This window comes from Streptomyces sp. B21-105, from assembly GCF_036898465.1.
Taxonomy (GTDB): Bacteria; Actinomycetota; Actinomycetes; order Streptomycetales; family Streptomycetaceae; genus Streptomyces.
In genome coordinates, this window is record NZ_JARUMJ010000001.1 from 2427213 (window position 1) to 2442924 (window position 15712).

Sequence of the window (15712 nt, forward strand, 5' to 3'; positions counted from 1 at the left end):
TGACGCGAGGCACGGGAGATCCTTAGCGTGTCCACGCATGTGAATACCGTCCACACATGCGGCCGTAGATGCCAAGGAGACCCGAGGATGCCCGCTCCCCGAACCGTCCTGCTCACCGGCGCCGCCGGCGGCCTCGGCACCCTGATGCGGGACCTGCTGCCCGCCTACGGCTACCGTCTGCGCCTGCTCGACCTGCGCCCGGTGGACGGCGAGCCCGACTCGATCGTCGCCGACCTGGCCGACAAGGACGCGGTCCGGGAAGCCGTACGCGGCGTCGACGCGATCATCCACCTCGCGGGCATCTCCCTGGAAGCCCCCTTCGAGAAGATCCTCAAGGCGAACATCGAGGGCACGTACCACCTGTACGAGGCCGCCCGCGAGGAAGGCGTGCAGCGGATCGTCTTCGCCTCCTCCAACCACGCGATCGGCTTCACGCCCCGCCCCCAGGGCGACGACCCCCTGATCCCCGTCGACACCCCGCACCGCCCGGACACCTTCTACGGCCTGTCCAAGTCGTTCGGCGAGGACCTGGCCCAGCTCTACTGGGACAAGCACGGCCTGGAGAGCGTCTCGGTGCGCATCGGCTCCTGCTTCGCCGAACCGACGAGCGTGCGCATGCTGTCGGTGTGGATGAGCCCGGCCGACGGCGCCCGCCTCTTCCACGCGGCCCTGACCGCCGAGAACGTGGGCCACACCGTCGTCCACGGATCCTCGGCCAACACCCGGCTGTGGTGGGACCTCTCCACCGCGCGGGCGCTCGGCTACGAACCGCAGGACGACTCCGAGCCGTACGCCGAGAAGCTGATCGCCGAACAGGGCGAGCTGGACCCGGAGAACGTCGCCCACGCCCACCTCGGCGGCCACTTCGTCAGCGACCCGCCGATCTGGCCGTACTGACGGCGGGGCGGCTCGGCGGCTCGGGCGGACGTTCCGGCGGTGGCGCAGAGCACTCGCCGGAGGGGTGCTCAGGTAAGGGAACGGCAAAGTGGCCTCGCTCGTTCACCGGGTATGACAGCTATGACCCCCGGCTCGAACATCCCTCTCCCCACCGCGCGCGTGACGGTGGACGTCGCCGCCCCGGTGCGGCTCGACGTTTCGGGCCTGCTGCTCACCGCCGACGGCAAGGTGCGCTCCGACGACGACTTCATCTTCTACAACCAGCCCGCCGGCCCGGGGGTGACCTACCGCTCGGGCGGCGGCACGTCCCCCGACGCGATCGTGGTCGACACGGGCGCCGTCCCGCCGGGCATCGAGAAGATCGTGGTCACCGCGAGCCCGGACGCCCCGGGGCAGACGTTCCAGGGCATCGAACCGACCGCCACGATCCGCAGCGGGGACGACGGCGGCGTCCTGGCCACCTTCACTCCCCCGCGGCTCGGCACGGAGACGGCACTGGTGGTCGTCGAGATCTACCTGCGCAACGGCGCCTGGAAGGCCCGCGCGGTCGGTCAGGGATACGCCGACGGCCTGGCCGGGATCGCGACCGACTTCGGCGTGACGGTGGAGGAACCGGCGGCCCCGGCGGCCCCGGCGGCCGCGCAGGCTCCGCCGGCGCCCGCCATGACGCCCGCCGCTCCGCCCATGCCCCAGGCCCCGCCCGCACCCGCGCCCGGCACCGGAAAGATCAACCTGGACAAGGGGCGCGTCAGCCTCCAGAAGAACCAGACGGTGTCCCTCGTCAAGGGCGGCCGCCCGCTGCTCTCGCAGGTCAAGATGGGCCTCGGCTGGGAGCCCGCGTTCCGCGGCAAGGACATCGACCTGGACGCCTCGGTCATCGCCTACGGCCCGCAGCGCAACCACATCGACAGCTGCTACTTCGGCAAGCTCTCCATCGTCAACGGCGCGATCAAGCACTCCGGCGACAACCTCACCGGCGAGGGCGGTGGGGACGACGAAGTGATCGTCGTCGACCTCGGCCGGCTGCCCCAGGAGGTCAGTGGGCTGGTGTTCACGGTGAACTCGTTCTCCGGGCAGAAGTTCACCGAGGTCGCCAAGGCCTACTGCCGTCTGCTGGACGCCTCGAGCGGCGAGGAGCTCGCCCGTTTCGACCTCACCGGCGCCGAGGCACAGACCGGCGTGCTGATGGCGAAGCTGATCCGGCAGTACTCCGGCGAGTGGGAGATGACGGCGATCGGCACTTTCGTGAAGGCGCGGACCGTGCGCAACATGGTCAAGCCGGGTGCCGAGTCCCTCTGATCCGGGGTTCGTCGAGCAGTCGTCCGGCGCGGGGCGCCCGCCACCACGGGGGCGCCCGCCGCCGTCACCGCGCGGCCCGCCGTCACCGCGCGGGCCGCAGCCCCTCCGTCAGCAGCGACACATACCGGCGGACGGCGCTCCCGTCCCCTTTGGCCAGCTCGGACGCCGTGGCCACCCCGTGGGCGAGCCGCAGCACGTCGACCGGGGCGACGTCCACCCGCAGGGTCCCCTCCCGCTGGGCCGCCTCCACCAGCCGGGTCGCCGCCTCCTTCATGCCGGTGCCGCAGGCGGTGACCGCGACCGTGCCGCCGTCCGTCACGGCGGACCCCAGCAGCGACTTCATCCCGCGTACCTCGAGGGTCCCCACGCACAGTTCGCCCAGCCACTCCACCAGCGCCTCGCCCGCCGGAAGCCGGGCGGCCAGCTCGTCCGCGCGGGCCGCGAGCGCCTCCATACGGTCGAGGTAGGCGGCCTCCAGCAGCGCCTGCCGGGTCGGGAAATGCCGGTACAGCGTGCCGGAGCCGACGCCCGCCCGCTTGGCGATGTCATCGAGGGAGGCCCCCTCCCCGCGCTCCGCGAAGGCCTCCGCGGCCACCTTCAGCAGGCGCTCGTAGTTACGGCGAGCATCCGCACGCATGGGCCTGACCTGCGGCATCCACATACTCCTCGCACCCCGGGGGGACTTCCTCCGCACCCTAACGGCCCACGTCGGCGCGGGACACCGGCCGCGGGCGGCCAAACCGGCGGGGCCGGGCGCCGACACGCGGCCCGCGCCTTGTGGGAAGGCGCGGGCCGCACGACCGCGGGACTCAGGGCGCCCACGGCCACTTCGTGTCGTCGGCGGCCTCCAGCAGGGGCACCATCCGGAAGGCCGCGTCCGACAGTCCGCCGAAGGTGTGCCGGTTCGCCGTACCGGACGGGCCGTGGCCCGCGCGGTAGCCCGCGAGGTTCCAGGTGTAGACCGGCACGTGCGCCGGGACCTGGTCGGTCGGCCCGCCGTGGCGGCTGACGGCGTACTGCTCGTCGGTGACGAGCAGCACCCGGTCGTGCCCCCGGTAGTGCCGGCGTACGGCCTCGGTGGTGTCCGTACCCCCGAGGTCACCGAAGCGCTCCAGAATCTTCAACACGGACTCCCCCTTACGGAACGTGATCTCCTTGCTGGTGCTGCCGAACTCGACGAGGTCGGCGTCGGCCGCCCGCAGGGCGAGGGCCGTGCCGAAGACCGCCGCCGCGTCGGCCCGGTTGAGCTCCGAACGCTCCGACAGCCGCGAGTAGAACATCGAGCCCGAACGGTCGACGAGCACCAACGTGCGGCCGGGCAGCGCGGGCACGTTGGCCAGCGAGTGGCCGAGCGCCCGCTCCAGCGGGTACGCCCAGCGCAGCGAGGGCGCGTGCTGGTACGCGGCGAGGTACCGGAACGGGAACTGCCGCGAACGCGCGACCTCCGCCGGGTCGCTGATCTTCGCCGCCACCTGGGCGGCGACCTCGTCGCAGACTCCCGCCTCGTCGAAGTTGCGCAGGTTGCGGACCAGCGCCATCGCCCCCATGGACGGAATGACCGCCTCCCAGGCCGCCTTGTCCATCGGCCCCTGCAGCCAGCCCGCCAGCGCCTCCCAGGTCATGCCCGCCTCGGCCAGCCGCTGCGCGCCGCCCGCCCCTGTGACGACCTTGCGCCGCTTGGCGGGTCGCAGTGCCATCAGGTCGCGGTGCGCTGCCAGGAGCGGCAGCGACTTGGGTACCACGGCCGTGTCCGGGTGGTGCCGGCGGTCGAGGGCGTACTGGAACAGATCGCCCTGCCACGGCTTGGCCGGATCCGGTGCGGCGTGCACCAGGTTCAGGATGTCGCCGAAGCGGTAGCCCTTGGACGCGGTGTCGTACTTCAGCAGCGACTTGGCGTGGTAGAGCCGTCGTACGGCGTCGGCGACACCGCGCTTGACGGGCTTGGGGATGTTCCGGCCGTACGTCGCCGTCCAGTACCCGAGGAGCTCGCCGGGCTCGTCAGGCCGCCGCAGTACGGAGTCCACGACCTGCCGGTTCGAGGGGCCGCCGGTGGCGCCCGCCGCCAGCCGCGCGTGGACGTACTCGGCGGCGCCGACGAGCGCGGCGGTGCGGAGGTTGCCCTCGCCGCGCAGCCAGCCGAGCAGGCCGGCCGTCCAGTCCGGGTCGCTGACGGCGAGTTCGCGCACCAGCTTCGCGAAGCGGTCGTCGCGGGCCGCGCCGTCCTCGTAGAAGGTCTGCTGGGAGACGAAGTTGGCCAGCGCCAGCAGGAAGAGCTCGGAGCGGGCGTCCCGCTCGTGGCCGCGGCCGCCCTGGTGGGTGCGCAGCGTCCGGCCCGTGGTGGTCACGGGCGAGGTGGGCTGCGCCTTACGCGCACGGACGTTGAAACGCGCCATGGTGAATTCCCCCGAATTCGAGATTCGTCGAGCCGCCGGTCGGCGGTTCTTTTTCGGGGAGGGCGCAGCAAAGGGAAGGTGCTCGAGTTCAGGGGTCGGCGACGGACTTAGCCAGATGCTCTACCGACTGAGCTACACCGACCCGAAGTCGATGACGGGACTCGAACCCGCGACCGTCCGATCCAATGAAGTAACCGTTGCCTGCGCACCGGGCACCCACCTCATGCTGCGCCTCCCGAGATCAGTTCGGCGGCGGCATGGATTTCTGTTGAAGAGAAGTAGCCGCAGCCCGCGCACCGGGAGGTGCTGTGAAGTTGTGATGTCCAGAGATCGAGGCCGGCGGAACCGACAAGGTGCTCTGCCCCTGAGCTACACCGGCATGTCGTGCCGGCGGCGGGATTCGAACCCGCGGCCTCCCCATTATCAGTGGAAGTAGGTCCTGCCTTCGCACCTGGACGTGCATCACTTTAGGAGGACGGCCGCGGGTCGGGCGAGCGAATTAATTGCCGTTCATCGCTTACCGCTTGTGGCGCTTCCACGGCCCGGTGATCGCCAGCATGATGCCGGGCGTCTGGATGTTGGCGTACAGGGTGTGGCCGTCGGGCGAGAAGGTGACCCCGGTGAACTCGCTGTATTCCGGCTCGTCCTCGGTGCCGATGTTCAGTTCGTTGCGGGCGATGGGGTAGGTGCGGCCGCTGTCGGTGGCCCCGAAGAGGTGCTGGACGCCCTCGCCGTCCTCGGCGATGACGAGGCCGCCGTAAGGGGAGACGGTGATGTTGTCGGGGCCGTCGAAGGCGCCGTCGGCGGACGGGGCGGGGTTCACCCCGAGCAGCACCTTCAGGGTCAGTGTGCGGCGCTCGGGGTAGTAGAACCACACGGCGCCGTCGTGCTGCACGGGGCTCTCGTCACGGGCGTAGGAGGAGACGATGTAGGTGCCGCCGTCGGCCCACCACATGCCCTCCAGCTTGCGGGCGCGGGTGACCTGGCCGGCGGTGAACTGCTTGCGGACGGGCACCGTGCGTGCGTCGTGGTCGGGCACGTCGACCCAGTCGACGCCGTACACGGTGCCGGTCTTCGTGGCGCGGGAGAGGTCGTCGACGAACTTGCCTTTCGAGTCGAAGCACTTGAAGGCCTGGAGGACGCCCGCGTCGTCGGCGAGGGTGCGCAGCCTGCCGCGGCCGTGCCGGAAGCCGGCCGGCGGGGTCCAGCGGAAGAGCAGCCCGTTGGGTCCCGAGGCGTCCTCGGTGAGGTAGGCGTGGCCGCGTCGGGGGTCGATGACGACGGCCTCGTGGGCGTAGCGGCCGAACGCCTTGACGGGCTTGGGGGCGCGGTTGGCGCGGCGGTCGGCGGGGTCGACCTCGAAGACGTAGCCGTGGTCCTTGGTCATGCCGTTCTGGCCGGCCTGGTCCTCGGTCTCCTCGCCGGTGAGCCAGGTGCCCCAAGGCGTGGTGCCGCCCGCGCAGTTGATGGAGGTGCCGGCGATGCCGACCCATTCGGCGACGTGCCCGCCGGGACGCACCTCGACGACCGTGCAGCCGCCCGAGGCCGCCGGGTCGTAGACCAGGCCCTCGGTCAGGGGCACCGGGTGCTGCCAGTCGGAGCGCGGTCCCTTCAGCTCGTGGTTGTTGACGAGCAGGGTCGAGCCGCGCGGGCCGCAGAAGGCGGCGGTGCCGTCGTGGTTGGACGGGGTGATCTCGCCGGACTCGAGCCTGGTCCTGCCGCTGTACGTGATGACGCGGTACTTGAAACCGGCGGGCAGGGCGAGGAGGCCGTGGGGGTCGGGGAGCAGCGGTCCGTAGCCGACGCCCTGGTGTCCGGCGGCGGCCGGCGTGTGCGACGCGTCCCCGGGGTGCCCGGCGGCCGCGGTGTGGTCGGTGTCCGTGGCGGCGAGGGCGTTCGGCGCGCTGGCGAGGGCGCCTGCGCTGCCCGCCAGCGCGACACCGGCGCCGGTGAGCGCGGACTGCCTGGCGAAGTCCCTGCGGGTGAGCGACATGGTGTGTCTCCTGAGACGGTGAAGTGCCGGGGAGGGTGGTGGACCTCGGTTCGGCGTCACCGTCCCGTCCATGCCTGAACGGGGATTGAACGGGGGGCGGCTGCGCGGGACCCGCTTTCATGAATCCGTACGGATTCCCTACGGATTTCCCTGCGGATCCACTGCGGATCCACTGCGGACCCACTACGGATTCACTGCGTACGCATCGGGCCGCGGAACCTCGCAGAGGCCCCCCGGGGATGGTCAGCCGCCCTGCTGGGAGCGCGCCTTGAAGGCGGCCTTGCGGGCCTCCTTCGCGATGCGCTTGTCGGGGTGCAGGCGTCCCATCGCCTCGAGGACGTCGGGGGTGGCAGGGTGGTCGACGCGCCAGGCGGCCGCGAAGAACCCGCTGTGCTGCTGTGCCAGTCCCTCGACGAGGGCCTGGAGTTCCTCGGAGTTGCCCTCGGCGGCGAGTTGTGCGGCCAGGGTGTCGACGGTGAGCCAGAAGACCAGGTCCTCGGAGGGCGCGGGCACGTCCGTCGCGCCGAGTTCGCTGAGCCAGACACGGGCCAGGCCGCCGAGTTCGGCGTCGTCGAGGACCTCGCGGACAGCGGGCTCGGCCTGGCCGCCGACCAGGGAGAGGGCCTGCTGGCAGCGCAGTCGGCGCAGCGGGGCGCCCGGGTCCGAGCCGCGGGCGGCGGCCAGCAGCTCCCGGGCGGCGGCGAGCGGTTCGCGGCGGACCAGCCAGTGCTCGGTCTCGGCGAGGGCGGCGCGCGAGCCGTAGCCGGCGCTGCCGTCGAGGAGGACGTCGGCGCCCTTGTCGGCGAGGTCGCCGACGGCGGGGGCGTCGAAGCCGGCCTCCAGCAGCCGGGTCCGCATGCCGTGGAGGCCGAGCGGGGTGAGGCGGACCATGCCGTAGCGGGAGACGTCCGTCTCGTCGACCGGGGCGGCGGGCTCCTCGTCGGGGTCCGCCATCAGGGCCTCGTCGACGGGGCGGTAGGCGACGAGGCCGATGGGCTCCAGGAGCCTGAACTGGTCGTCGAGCCGCATCATCGCGTCGGAGACCTGCTCCAGGACGTCGTTGGTGGGCTCGTCCATGTCGCCGGGCACCAGCATGGAGGCGGCGAGCGCGGGGAGCGGGACGGTGCCGTCGCCGGGGCCGTCCTCGCTGGCGGTGAGGAGGTAGAGGTTGCCGAGCACGCCGTCGAGGAACTCCGTCTCGGCCTCGGGGTTCCAGTCGAGCCGGGAGAAGTCGACCTCCCCGCCCTCGTCCATCGCGTCCATCAGCTCGTCCAGGTCGGGGACGGCCGCGTCGGCGAGCACGGTCTCGAGGGCGGTGAGCCAGACGGCGAGGACGTCGTGCGGGGAGCCGGCGGTGAGCAGGGCCAGTTCCTCGCCCGCCGTGACGGTGCCGGCCTCCTCGTCGACGATCTCCACGAGTCCGGCGTCCACGGCGACCCGCCAGGCCTCGCTCGCGTAGGCCGCGGCGTCCTCCCCGGTCAGGCCGAGAACCTCGGCGGCGGACGCCAGTTGCTCCTCGACGAGCCCGCCGCCGGCGTCGACCCGGGTGTCGGGGCCGGCCCAGCGGGCGAGCAGAACGGCCCGGGAGAGCAACGGCGTGGACAGCGCGTCGCGCGCCAGCTCCGCTTCGGGGTGCAGGCGCACCGGCGGCAGGGGGGAGCTGTCTGACATCGGCTGGTTCTCCTAGGCGCGTCGTGCCACCGGCCCGGCTGTGGGCACTGGGCCACTCAGCCTAGACGGATATGGCCCCATGCCGCCCGGTTCATCTCCCGGTCAGGTTCCGTACATGGCCGAAACCTTGACAAGTGGCCTGACCAGGCAGGAGATTGACGCGCGTAGAAATCCGCTGGACATGTGTTCACCGTAGTTTCTACGCGCGTCGCGAATCGCCCCACCGGTCGCGGCTCCCGCGTCTTTGCTCCACCCTCGTCCCGACTCCCCCCTCATCCCTGCTCCACTCTCGTCCCGGCGCTCACGTACGTCCCCGGAGGGATTCCGTTGCCGAGCAAGAAGTCCGCGCGTCTCGCCGCGCTCACCGTCGCCGCAGTATGTTCCGCGGCCTCCACCGTCGCCCTGTCCGCACCCGCGCACGCGGAGACGGTGGCCGTTCACGACATCCAGGGCACCACCCGGATATCGCCGTACGTCGGCAAGGCGGTCACGGGTGTGGCCGGAATCGTCACCGGCGTGCGCACCTACGGTTCGTCCAAGGGGTTCTGGATCCAGGATCCGAACCCGGACGCCGACCCGGCCACCAGTGAGGGCGTCTTCGTCTTCACCAGCTCCGCCCCGAAGGTCGCCGTCGGCGACTTGGTCACGGTCACCGGCACGGTGTCGGAGTTCGTGCCCGGCGGCACGTCGAGCGGCAACCAGTCGATCACGGAGATCACCAAGCCGACGGTGACGGTCGTCTCCAGCGGCAACGCGGTCCCGGCGGCGGCCGTGGTGAACTCGCGGTCGGTCCCGGCCGCCTACACCCCGGCCGGCGACGCCGCCGCGGCCAACTCGATCAACGGCCTGACGCTGCGGCCCCGCACCTATGCCCTGGACTACTACGAGTCCCTCGAGGGCATGAACGTCCAGGTCGCCGACGCGCGCGTGGTGACCGCGACCGACCCGTTCACCGAGCTGTGGGTCACGGTGAAACCGCGGGAGAACGCCGGCCGCCGCGGCGGCACGCTGTACGGCTCCTACACCTCGCAGAACACCGGCCGGCTGCAGATCCAGTCGCTCGGCGCGACGGCCGACTTCCCCGTCGCGAACGTCGGTGACGCCCTCACCGGCGTCACCGCGGGCCCCCTGGACTACAACCAGTTCGGCGGCTACACGCTCGTCGCGAACCAGCTCGGCGCACTGAAGAGCGGCGGCCTGCAACGGGAGACGACGCAGAAGCAGAAGAAGAACGAGCTGGCGGTCGCGACGTACAACGTCGAGAACCTCGACCCGTCGGACGCCACGTTCGAGGAGCACGCCGCCGCGATCGTGAACAACCTCAAGGCGCCCGACATCGTGTCCCTGGAGGAGATCCAGGACAACAACGGCGCGACGAACGACGGCACGGTCGCCGCCGACCTCACGGTCGGCAAGCTGATCGACGCGATCGTGGCCGCCGGCGGCCCGCGCTACGACTGGCGCTCCATCGACCCGGCGAACAACGCGGACGGCGGCGAGCCGGGCGGGAACATCCGCCAGGTGTTCCTGTTCAACCCGCAGCGGGTCTCGTTCACCGACCGCGCGGGCGGCGACTCCACGTCGGCCGTCGCCGTCTCCAAGGTGCGCGGCAAGGCGCAGCTCAGCGCCTCGCCCGGCCGGATCGCCCCCGCCGACGCGGCCTGGGCGAACAGCCGCAAGCCGCTGGCCGGCGAGTTCGTCTTCCGCGGCCGCACGGTCTTCGTGATCGCCAACCACTTCAACTCCAAGGGCGGCGACCAGGGGCTGACCTCGCAGTACCAGCCGGTGGCGCGCAGCTCGGAGGTCCAGCGCCACCAGCAGGCGACGCTGGTCAACGCGTTCGTCAAGGACATCCTCGACGTGCAGAAGAACGCGGACGTCGTCGCGCTCGGCGACATCAACGACTTCGAGTTCTCCGGCACCGCGCAGATCCTCGAGAGCGACGGCGCGCTGTGGTCGGCGATCAAGTCGCTGCCCCGCAGCGAGCGCTACAGCTACGACTACCAGGGCAACCAGCAGGTTCTGGACCAGATCCTGGTGAGCCCGTCGATCCGGCGCGGCTGCGGCTTCGAGTACGACAGCGTGCACATCAACTCGGAGTTCCACGACCAGATCAGCGACCACGACCCGCAGGTGCTGCGCTTCGAGCCGTGATCCACGGCGGGGTCAGGCCGGGTCAGGACCGGCTGAACACGCCGTTCAGCCAGTCCTGCCACGCCTTCCCCGTCGCCCCGGCGTCGGCGTCCGGCGCGAAGTCGTGGACGCTGACGCCGACCGGGGCGCCCCAGCGGCCGCGGCCGAAGACCCGGATGAGGGCGGTGTCGGTGCGCAGTCCGAGGAAGTACGGGTTGCGGTAGTCCAGCACGGCGTCGAACCCCCGCGGCCCGCGCACGGTCACCCGGGCGCCCTGGGCGTCGTCCGCCGAGAGACCGAGCGCCGCACCGACCTCGGCGAGGGCGTCGGACGTGGCCGAAGCCGCGGGTCCCTCGGCCGAGGCGAAGGTCACCGGGCGGGGCGCGAAGTGCGTCAGGTACTCGCGCAGGGTGTGCAGATAGAAGTCGGTGTGCTTGGCCGCGCCGTCGTACTGGTTGTCCCAGTCGTCCGTGAAGATGCCGCTGTGCACATAGCGGACCCAGGCCCGCCGTCCGCCGTCGCGCGCCTCGATGACGTGCTCGAGCTGGTTCGCGCTCTGGGCGCCGAACCCGACGTCCTCGCTGCGGACGGTGAGGTGGTGCGGCGGGTCCCAGGCGGTGACGGTCGAACCGAAGGCGGCGGCGCCGCCCACCCGCGGCTCGGGCGGGTCCATCGGCCACAGATAGGCGCCGGTGCCGTGGGTGACGGCCTCCCACACCTGCTCCGGGGTGGCGTCGACCTCGAACTCGCTGACGATCTCGAATTCCTTGGACGTGACTACTCCCCCGCATAAATGCGGGGGCTTCTCGTCAAGCTGGTTGAGCTTGACGACGGGCCAGCCCGGCCCGCAGAACATTGGAAGCTCCCACGACGTCAGCGTGCGCCCGGTGGCCGCATCCAACGCAGTGGAACTTCTCCTGTGTGGGCCGGTTCTCCACGCTGACGTGCCCGCATTCGGGGCATGTCCGAGAGGTGTTGCGGGGGTCCACGGCGATCACGTCACGTCCGGCGCTTTCAGCCTTGGCGTGCAGGATCGTCAGGAACACCCCCCATCCGGCATCCGAGATCGAGCGGTTGAGGCCCGTCTTCGCCGCCGCGCCGTTGGGCAGGAATGCCCCTGGCGTGTCGGGGTCGGGCTTGGGTGCGGCGGTGCGCACCATGTTGCGGATCGTCAGGTTCTCGTGCGCGATGAGGTCGTGGTCGCGGACGAGGTCGAGCGCGGTCTTGTGTGCGTGGTCCAGGCGCTGACGCCGCACCTTGCGGTGCAGGTCGGCGACGCGCTCGACGGCCCGCTGGTGGTTCTTCGTCCGCTTGTCGCGGCGCACTCGTCCGAAGGTGGACAGCTTCCGTTGTGCGGCTTCGAGCTTCGCTGTGGCCTTGCGGCCGTGGCGCGGGTTGTCGATGTGCTCGCCGTTGGAGGTGGTGAGGAAGGAGGCGATGCCCATGTCGATGCCGACCACGGACCCTGTCCTGGGCAGCGGCTCGGGCTGGGCCTGCTCGGCGGTCAGCACCACGTACCAGCGCTTGCCCTCGCGCTTGACGGACACGGTCTTGACCTTGCCAGCCACGGGCCGGTGCTGCTTGACCTTGACGTGCCCGACGCCTTGGAGGCGTACGCGGGTCTGCGGATCATGCGGGGTGGAGTCCCAGCGGCAGCCGTCGCCGTCCTTGGGGAAGTCCACCGTGTCGAACCAGTTGACTCCCCGCAAGCGCGGGTAGCCGGGCGTCTCGCCGTGCTTGATGCGGCGGAAGAACGCGGCGAACGCCTTGTCGAGGCGCCGCAAGGTGGCTTGCTGGCTGGAGAACGACCAGCGGCCCTGACGCTCCGGGTCGAACGCCCGGATCTCCTTGAGCTGCGCGGACTGCATCCCGTACTTGATGCTCGTCTTCGACACGTGCCGGTAGGCGTCACGCCGTTCCTGCAAGGCCCCGTTGTAGAGCGAGCAGTGATCGCGCAGCATCTCGCCGAGAGCGGCGGACTGGCCCACGGTGGGCCGCATGAGGAACTTGTACGCACGGATCATCCGGCCCACCCCCTTCCTGGTCGTTGCGATCACCCTACTACCCTTGGGGTATGTCACCACGCTGGGAACCAGACACCGATATCCGCAGGGGGCGTCACGTCACCTTCGATCTCCACGCCCACTTGGTGTTCGTCACCAGATACCGGAAGGGAATCTTCGATGACGAGATGCTTCGGCGATGCGAAGAGATCATGCGGGAGGTCTGCGACAAGTTCGAGGTGGAGCTACGCGAGTTCAACGGCGAGCGTGATCACGTGCACCTGCTCGTGCACTACCCGTCCAAGCTCGCCCTCTCCAAGCTGGTCAACAGCCTCAAGGGCGTCAGCTCCCGGTACCTGCGCGCCGAATACACCGGCCGCGTCAACCGAACCGGGATGGGATCGGTGTTCTGGTCCCGCTCGTACTTCGCGGCCTCCTGCGGCGGAGCGCCGCTGTCGATCATCCGTCAGTACATCGAGGGCCAGCGCCGCCCCCTGTCCTGACCTCAACGAACAACGGTGCTCCGCACCGTTCCGCTTTCCCGCCCCGGCTGAAGCCGGGGATACCCAGCGGAGGACCTGATGGTGAGCTCCTGCTGCCTATCGGTCCAGTTCGGGGGTCTGCTGCTGGTCCTTGACCGTCGGATGCACGGCGACGACGATCCGGTGATCGCGGCCGCCCTCCGCGTCAGGGGCGTCGTACTTGCGGATCAACGCGCCGACACCGGCCGTCAACTCCTGGATGAACGCGGCCCGTTCCGCCGCGGAGGCGAAGCGCACCTCGCCGTCCAGCGCGAAGGTCGCCAGCGGCCTGCGGGCCTTGGCGGCCCCGGTGATCAGCGAACCGACGTCCCTGACCAGCCGAGCGCCGAGGGCGAGCATCCAGCGGGCGGAGAGCTGATCGCGGAAGCGGTCCGGGTCGGGCTGCACCTGGGCGAGGGCGAGCGGCGAGATCACGTACGACGCCGCGGTCGCCCGCATCAGCCGCTCGGTGACGTTGCCCTTGCGCCGCTCGCCGGCCAGCTCGACCAGGCCGTGCCGCTCCAGCGCCCTGAGGTGGTAGTTCACCTTCTGCCGCGGCAGCCCGACCTTCCCGGCCAGCATCGCGGCTGACGCGGGCCCGGCGGCCAGCTCGGCGAGCAGTCGGGCCCGTATGGGGTCCAGGGAGGCGGCCGCGGCCTCGGAGTCCTCGATCACGGTGACGTCCAGCATGCGACCACCGTCTCACCGAAAACTTTTTTTGTCCAGGAGAGTTGAGTTTTCGGTCACGCCGGACGGACGGACGGACTGCCGCGCACCCCGCCCCGTCCCGAAGCCCCGTCCCGAAGAAGCCGGAGGCGAGGGTGACCCACCCCCAATCTCGTAGCATTCCTTACGCATATATCGCAGTAGAATTAAGTAGAGCTTCACGATGGTGTCGCCGAGACTACGGCGTATGACGAAGCCCTCCCCACCCCCGCCCATGCCCCTCACCCACGCCTCCCCCTCCTCCTCCGCCCTTGCCGCTGCCCCTGCCCCCGTCTTCGGCCGCACGCTCTGCGCGATGATCACCCCCTTCACAGGCACCGGCGGCCTCGACCTCGACGGCGCTCAGCGGCTGGCGGACCGGCTGGTGTCCGAGGGCTGCGACGGGCTGGTGCTCTCCGGCACCACGGGCGAGTCGCCGACCACCTCGGACGCCGAGAAGGCGGAGCTGGTGCGTGCAGTGCGGGAGGCGGTGGGCGAGCGGGCGTCGATCGTGGCGGGCGTGGGCACCTTCGACACCCGGCACACCGTGGAGCTCGCGTCGGACGCCGAGAAGGCGGGCGCGGACGGCGTGCTGGTGGTCAGCCCGTACTACAGCCTGCCTCCGCAGGACGCCCTGGAGGCGCACTTCCGGGAGGTCGCGGACGCCTCCGGGCTGCCCGTGATGCTGTACGACATCCCCGGCCGTACCGGCGTCCGGATCGAGCCGGACACGCTGATCCGGCTCGCCGGGCACCCGAGGATCGTCGCGGTCAAGGACTGCTCCGCCGACTTCCTCGGCGCGCAGAAGGTTCTCGCCCGCACCGCGTTGTCGTACTACGCGGGCTGCGACGAACACAACCTCGCCCTGTACGCGGTCGGCGCGGCCGGATACGTCAGCACGGTCGCGAACGCGGTCCCGGAGCGGATGCGCGCCGTCCTGGACGCGTTCGACGCGGGCGACACCGCCGAGGCCGCCCGGCTCCAGCGGCGGACCACGGAACTGGTGGAGTCGATGATGGCGTCGGGTCTGCCGGGAGCCGTCACCGCCAAGGCACTGCTCAACGACCTGGGACTGCCGGCCGGTCCGGTCCGTCCACCGCTGCGACCCGCCGGCCGCGACACGGTCGCCCGGCTGCGCGCCGCCTACGAGCGCCTGACGGCCTGACAGCCCCCACCCACCTGCCTGCCGGCGCCACTCACGAGCGCCCGCAATTCCCGGGCGGGCCCCCGGCCGCGTTGCGTACGGTGGGCCGCATGAGCCGCCCGATGCTCTACCTCGACGTGGACGGTCCCCTCAATCCGTATGCCGCGAAGCCGTCGAAGCGGCCTGCGGGGTACACGACGATCAGGGCGTCCGTGGGCCGGCCGCGCCCCCTGCGGGTGTGGCTGCACCCGGGGCACGGCGCCGCTCTCCTCCGTCTTCCCTACGAGCTGTGCTGGGCCACGACCTGGATGGCGGAGGCCAACCGCTGGATCGCCCCCGTTGTCGGCCTGCCCGAGCTGCCGTACGTCGACTTCGGCGCGGTGCTGTTCGCCCACCGGCCCGACGGCGTCCACTGGAAGACGGAGATGATCGTCGCGCACGCGGCGGGCCGCCCGTTCGCCTGGGTCGACGACGAACAGTCGCCCGCCGACTCGGTGTACGTCACCGCCCACCACCCGGGACCGGCCCTGCTGCACCATGTGAACCCGCGCGTGGGTCTGCGGGACGAGGACTTCACGGCGCTGGCCGCGTTCGCCGCCGGCCTGCCGGCGGGGTCAGCGTCGGGGTCGTCCGAAGCCGGCCGAGGAGAGGAGGGACGTCGTGTCCCAGGAGGAACGTGACGCCAGGCTGGGCCTCACCGGCCTGACCGGCGCGGAGCGCCAGGCTCGGCTACGCCTGCTGACGGAGCAGGTGCGGCGGGAGGCCGCCGCGGCGAGGGCGGCACTGCGGGCGCAACGGGAACAGCGGGCGCAACGGGAGCAGCGGGCGTCCGGGAGGGCGGCGGCCGATGCCTCTGGCCCGGCGCAGGCCGGGGCAGAGGCGATCGACGACTCCGTGCACCGTCAGGACGAGTGAGCGATGCCCCGGCGTCACGGCACGGCCGCGGCCGTCGG

General features: G+C 71.2%; 14 protein-coding genes. 7 read left to right on the forward strand and 7 right to left on the reverse strand.

Translation table 11 applies throughout. The features are described from left to right. Window positions 1–87 precede the first annotated feature (87 nt). Both QA802_RS10965 and QA802_RS10970 read left to right on the forward strand, forming a co-directional pair. The gene (locus tag QA802_RS10965; protein ID WP_319169960.1) at window positions 88–897 is read left to right on the forward strand and encodes an NAD-dependent epimerase/dehydratase family protein; all 810 of its coding nucleotides are present in this window, start codon (window positions 88–90) and stop codon (window positions 895–897) included. A gap of 120 nt (window positions 898–1017) precedes the next feature. Continuing rightward, window positions 1018–2196: a TerD family protein gene (locus QA802_RS10970; RefSeq protein WP_334534479.1), complete on the forward strand. Its 1179-nt coding sequence runs from the start codon at window positions 1018–1020 to the stop codon at window positions 2194–2196. 82 nt (window positions 2197–2278) lie between these two features. Here the strand turns inward: QA802_RS10970 and QA802_RS10975 are convergent, their stop codons facing one another. From QA802_RS10975 to QA802_RS10990, 4 genes are all read right to left on the reverse strand, one after another. Continuing rightward, the gene (locus tag QA802_RS10975; RefSeq protein WP_334520618.1) at window positions 2279–2851 is read right to left on the reverse strand and encodes a TetR/AcrR family transcriptional regulator; all 573 of its coding nucleotides are present in this window, start codon (window positions 2849–2851) and stop codon (window positions 2279–2281) included. Window positions 2852–3005: 154 nt separating this feature from the next. Next, on the reverse strand, window positions 3006–4589 hold the full coding sequence (locus QA802_RS10980; protein WP_334520621.1) for a TROVE domain-containing protein: 1584 nt from the start codon (window positions 4587–4589) through the stop codon (window positions 3006–3008). A gap of 517 nt (window positions 4590–5106) precedes the next feature. Further along, window positions 5107–6582, reverse strand: a complete 1476-nt coding sequence (locus tag QA802_RS10985) for an alkaline phosphatase PhoX (RefSeq protein WP_334520623.1) — start codon at window positions 6580–6582, stop codon at window positions 5107–5109. 243 nt (window positions 6583–6825) lie between these two features. Then, window positions 6826–8253, reverse strand: a complete 1428-nt coding sequence (locus QA802_RS10990) for a hypothetical protein (RefSeq protein WP_334520624.1) — start codon at window positions 8251–8253, stop codon at window positions 6826–6828. A gap of 327 nt (window positions 8254–8580) precedes the next feature. Between QA802_RS10990 and QA802_RS10995 the strand changes: the two genes are divergently transcribed. Next, window positions 8581–10407, forward strand: a complete 1827-nt coding sequence (locus QA802_RS10995) for a DUF8508 domain-containing protein (protein WP_334520626.1) — start codon at window positions 8581–8583, stop codon at window positions 10405–10407. A gap of 22 nt (window positions 10408–10429) precedes the next feature. Here the strand turns inward: QA802_RS10995 and QA802_RS11000 are convergent, their stop codons facing one another. Together QA802_RS11000 and QA802_RS11005 are read right to left on the reverse strand one after the other, a co-directional pair. After that, entirely contained in the window at window positions 10430–11242 is an 813-nt protein-coding gene (locus tag QA802_RS11000; protein ID WP_334520629.1) for an SRPBCC family protein, read from the reverse strand. Further along, a complete protein-coding gene (locus QA802_RS11005) occupies window positions 11196–12410 on the reverse strand; it encodes an RNA-guided endonuclease InsQ/TnpB family protein (protein ID WP_334520632.1) in 1215 nt (404 codons plus the stop codon). Before QA802_RS11005 ends, QA802_RS11000 begins: the two co-directional genes overlap by 47 nt. Window positions 12411–12460: 50 nt before the next feature. Here QA802_RS11005 and tnpA point away from each other — a divergent pair, with 50 nt between their 5' ends. Continuing rightward, the gene (gene tnpA, locus QA802_RS11010) at window positions 12461–12892 is read left to right on the forward strand and encodes an IS200/IS605 family transposase (protein WP_334520635.1); all 432 of its coding nucleotides are present in this window, start codon (window positions 12461–12463) and stop codon (window positions 12890–12892) included. A gap of 96 nt (window positions 12893–12988) precedes the next feature. Here the strand turns inward: tnpA and QA802_RS11015 are convergent, their stop codons facing one another. Continuing rightward, window positions 12989–13600, reverse strand: a complete 612-nt coding sequence (locus QA802_RS11015) for an ArsR/SmtB family transcription factor (RefSeq protein ID WP_334520638.1) — start codon at window positions 13598–13600, stop codon at window positions 12989–12991. Between the two features lie 250 nt (window positions 13601–13850). Between QA802_RS11015 and dapA the strand changes: the two genes are divergently transcribed. The 3 genes from dapA (at window position 13851) to QA802_RS11030 (ending at window position 15674) form a co-directional block, all read left to right on the forward strand. Continuing rightward, window positions 13851–14780, forward strand: coding sequence for a 4-hydroxy-tetrahydrodipicolinate synthase (dapA, locus tag QA802_RS11020; RefSeq protein ID WP_334534482.1), 930 nt, complete (start codon window positions 13851–13853; stop codon window positions 14778–14780). 89 nt (window positions 14781–14869) lie between these two features. Continuing rightward, window positions 14870–15439, forward strand: coding sequence for an HAD domain-containing protein (locus QA802_RS11025; protein WP_334520641.1), 570 nt, complete (start codon window positions 14870–14872; stop codon window positions 15437–15439). After that, window positions 15420–15674 carry a hypothetical protein gene (locus QA802_RS11030; RefSeq protein ID WP_319169951.1) on the forward strand — a complete coding sequence of 85 codons (255 nt, stop codon included), beginning with the start codon at window positions 15420–15422 and terminating at the stop codon, window positions 15672–15674. The genes QA802_RS11025 and QA802_RS11030 overlap by 20 nt, the downstream gene beginning before the upstream one ends. Window positions 15675–15712: the final 38 nt, after the last annotated feature.